Source organism: Geofilum rhodophaeum (assembly GCF_002210225.1).
In the GTDB taxonomy this organism is placed as follows: domain Bacteria; phylum Bacteroidota; class Bacteroidia; order Bacteroidales; family Marinilabiliaceae; genus Geofilum; species Geofilum rhodophaeum.
Genome location: NZ_MWUJ01000074.1, coordinates 1 through 738 on the forward strand (window position 1 = coordinate 1; position 738 = coordinate 738).

3 protein-coding genes are annotated in these 738 nt (G+C 39.3%); 1 reads left to right on the plus strand and 2 read right to left on the minus strand.

Annotation, left to right across the window (positions count from 1 at the left end):
- Positions 1-205: hypothetical protein (locus tag B4W65_RS17790; protein ID WP_449404142.1), on the plus strand; the 205-nt coding region annotated here is incomplete at its 5' end.
- On the opposite strand, the gene B4W65_RS17795 is transcribed toward B4W65_RS17790, so the two are convergent.
- Together B4W65_RS17795 and B4W65_RS17105 are read right to left on the minus strand one after the other, a co-directional pair.
- The gene (locus B4W65_RS17795) at positions 202-366 is read right to left on the minus strand and encodes a HipA N-terminal domain-containing protein (protein WP_205741328.1); all 165 of its coding nucleotides are present in this window, start codon (positions 364-366) and stop codon (positions 202-204) included. The two genes, B4W65_RS17790 and B4W65_RS17795, sit on opposite strands and share 4 nt — an antisense overlap.
- On the minus strand, positions 363-584 hold the full coding sequence (locus B4W65_RS17105; protein WP_088656371.1) for a helix-turn-helix domain-containing protein: 222 nt from the start codon (positions 582-584) through the stop codon (positions 363-365). Before B4W65_RS17105 ends, B4W65_RS17795 begins: the two co-directional genes overlap by 4 nt.
- Positions 585-738 lie beyond the last annotated feature (154 nt).

Consider the following 738-nt stretch of genomic DNA (forward strand, 5'->3'; position numbering starts at 1 on the left):
AAATCAATATAGGCAGAGTGTCGGTATTGTTGCTATTCATCTTTCTTTCTCAATTGGTACCACACTAACAGCGCCGATGCAATTTCTGCAACAGGCCAATAATAATCCCATCCTGTCATTTTGGTTTATTTTCCAGTTTTTTGCAGCGATCTCCAAAAGCCAACCTTCCGGTATTAATCCTTCAAAAAAGGGAAAAGTCGGTTAGATCAATACCTTTTTTTCTGAAACCGGCATGGTGAAAGTCAGGAACCTTTCCGGAAAACTCTTCACATATTCTTTGTCGTAGGCAAATTCATATTCTCCATCATCTGTTTCGAACAGTATTCCGGCCAAATCGTCCTGATAATAGATCATTGCCTGCCTCATAAATCACAACCTTTTAAAGATTTCTGCATGCTGACCGGGCCTAACTCATGGCCAAACATGGCCAACACCTGATTGACCTTTTCTACATTCAGGTTGGTTTTGCCCTGTTCAATCTTCCGAATAACGGTAAGTGCAACCCCGGTTCTTTCGGCAAATTCTTCCTGAGTGAGGTTGACCTCCTTCCTGCGCTGTTTTACGAAATCGGCCAAACGATCCATTATATGTATTTAGATATACTTTTGGCAAATATAGGGAAATTATATTCATTTGAATATAATAATACTTCAGATTTTGTTTTTATATGTTTTGGGATATAATAGGTGTTTATGGCCAGGATAAAAATGCGAGTTGCCAAAGGTGGTCACGATATTC

What these genes read in the sequence shown, in the direction of transcription:
- B4W65_RS17795 (WP_205741328.1), bottom strand. Translation starts at nt 366, where the DNA reads ATGAGGCAGGCAATGATCTATTATCAGGACGATTTGGCCGGAATACTG.
- B4W65_RS17105 (WP_088656371.1), bottom strand. Translation starts at nt 584, where the DNA reads ATGGATCGTTTGGCCGATTTCGTAAAACAGCGCAGGAAGGAGGTCAAC.